2 protein-coding genes are annotated in these 2,295 nt (G+C 66.6%); both read right to left on the reverse strand.

Features of this window, described 5'->3' with window-relative positions:
• Positions 1 to 140: 140 nt before the first annotated feature.
• Entirely contained in the window at positions 141 to 605 is a 465-nt protein-coding gene (locus tag IR187_RS16640; RefSeq protein WP_194955687.1) for a VOC family protein, read from the reverse strand.
• Positions 602 to 2,137: a M20/M25/M40 family metallo-hydrolase gene (locus tag IR187_RS16645; RefSeq protein WP_194955688.1), complete on the reverse strand. Its 1,536-nt coding sequence runs from the start codon at positions 2,135 to 2,137 to the stop codon at positions 602 to 604. The genes IR187_RS16640 and IR187_RS16645 overlap by 4 nt, the downstream gene beginning before the upstream one ends.
• Between the last annotated feature and the right edge of the window lie 158 nt (positions 2,138 to 2,295).

Consider the following 2,295-nt stretch of genomic DNA (forward strand, 5'->3'; position numbering starts at 1 on the left):
ATTATGCGGAGATGCGCGGGTTGGCGCGCAGCGATCCGATGCGGATCGATACTGCCGCGCCATCGACCGCCACCGTCGCCGCCCCTCCACCACCCGCTTCGCGGGCGGTCCCCCTCCCCATCGCTGCGCGACAGGGAGGATCAGTTATCGTCAAAGGCGTCGGCGCCGCCGATTTCGCGTCCTGCGGCGAGCAAGCCGGCGCCGGGGACGTGGTTGAACTCGATCCGAATGCCGTCGGGATCCTCGAACAGCACAGAATAATAGCCGGGCGCCCAGGGTTCCTCTTGCGGGGCGTGGACGATGGCAACGTCGCTCCGATCCTTCAGAAAGGCGTGGAGGCGATCGACCGCGGCGCGGTCGCGCATCCGGAAACAGGCGTGGTGCAGCCCCGGCGCGCCTTGGTCGAAGCGTTTGCCCGCATTTTTCGCGCTGGGCGTGCGGATGCCGATCGCGGTGCGACCGCCGACGCCATAGAGCATCGCATCGCTGTCGAGCACGATCTTGAGATCGAGGTAGCGGATCAGGTCGCGCCAGAACGCCGTCGAACGCGCGAAGTCGCCTGCGGTCAGGATGACGTGGGCGACGCCGTTGAGGTCGCCGCTCATTTGATCGCCGCCAGCGTGTAGAGAAATTCGGCGAAACCCATCGTCGCGTCGACCAGTCCGGCGACCTTCGGATTGGTCGAATCGATCAGATAATATTCGTCGGGGGCATGCGCGCCCGACCCGTGGCCGGTGCCGAAATGCCCCGCCGGGATCGACACCGGCGGCGCGGTAAAGGTCGCGCCGGGCCAGCTGCCCGCGAGCCGCGCGTTGAGGTTCGTCGCGACCCCCATCTGCTTGTAGGTCGCCAGTGCGGTCCGGATCAGGCGGCTGTCTTCGGCCACCTCGGTCGGGTCGTAGCCGCCCGACACATTGACCTCGACATCCTGAAAGCCGTGCTTGTCGAGATGCGCGCGCAGCTTTTGCTCCGCCTCGGCACGCGTCTGGTTGGGAACGAGGCGGAAATCGAGCTTGGCGACCGCGCGGCCGGGCAGGATCGTCTTGCCGCCGGGGCCGGTATAGCCCGCGACCAGCCCCTCGATATTGACCGTCGGCTCCTGCGCCAGACGGATCAACGCGTCGTCGTAGGAAAGGTTGTCGATCCAGTGGGTGACGCCGAGCGCGGCCTTTTGCTGCGCCTCGTCGCCCGCCTTCGCGGCTTCGCGGATCAGGGCTTTCTCGCGGTCGGTGAGCGGCCGGACATTTTCGAACCAGCCCTCGATCGCGGGCTTGTTGCCGTCAGGGGTGACAAGCGTCTGCAGCGCCTGGACCAGCCGCCAGGCGGGCGAATCGACCATCGCCTTCAGGCTGGAATGAATGTCGCCCTTGGGCCCGCGCCCCCATTTCTCGCCGCTGGCGACCAGTTCGAGTTCGATGATGCCCTTCGATCCCAGATTGACCGTGACATTGCCGTTCTGGCCCTGCGAGGCGAAGGGGATGAAGATGCCCTCGCATTTTTTGAGCGCGGCGAGGATGTTGGGCTTCGTCGCAATCTGGCGGAAGTGCGGCGAGCCGATTTCCTCCTCGCCCTCGCAGACAAGGACGATGTTGACGGGCAGCTTCGCCTTGGCGGCGCGGATCGCGTGGAGCGCGGCGAGGAAGGCGGCTTCGGGCCCCTTCTGGTTCACCGCGCCGCGGCCCATGATCGCCTGCCCGAAACCGGGGCGTTCGACCATCTTGCCTTCGAGCGGCGGGGAGGACCATTCGGCGGGGTCGAACTGCTTGACGTCATACATGAAATAGATGCCGAGCGTGCGCGGGGCGCCGACGTCGATCGTGCCGAACACGCCCGGGTGGCCGTCGGTGGGCACGATCTCGACGTTGGAAAAGCCCGCGTCGCGCGCGAGTTCGGCCATAAAGGCCGCGCCTTCAGCCATGTTCAGATTTTCGGCGGCGATCGAGGGCAGGGCGATCCAGTCGCGGATGCGCTTGATCGACGCGTCCTTGCCGGCTTCGGCCGCCTTGCGAATCGCAGCGGACTGGCTGCTCGCGGCGAGGGAGGGGAGGGGCGCCATGACCGCCGCGCCTGCGCCCAGCATGGCGGCACCGCGAATCAGATCGCGGCGGTTCGGTCGGTCGGTGTGGCGGAAATTCATGGCTTGTCCCCCTGCGGCAGATGTGTCGCGGGGAGTGTTCTTTAAATGGAACGACATGGCAAGGAGGCACCGGCGAGACCCCGGCCTTCGCCGGGGTGACGTGTGGTTGGGAGGTCGGTTTTTGAGATCGTCATCCCGGCGAAGGCCGGGATCTCGCC

Source organism: Sphingopyxis solisilvae, from assembly GCF_015475875.1.
GTDB lineage: Bacteria > Pseudomonadota > Alphaproteobacteria > Sphingomonadales > Sphingomonadaceae > Sphingopyxis > Sphingopyxis solisilvae.

Coding starts and splice junctions, on each gene's coding strand:
- IR187_RS16640 (WP_194955687.1), bottom strand. CDS start 605: ATGAGCGGCGACCTCAACGGCGTCGCCCACGTCATCCTGACCGCAGGC.
- IR187_RS16645 (WP_194955688.1), bottom strand. CDS start 2,137: ATGAATTTCCGCCACACCGACCGACCGAACCGCCGCGATCTGATTCGC.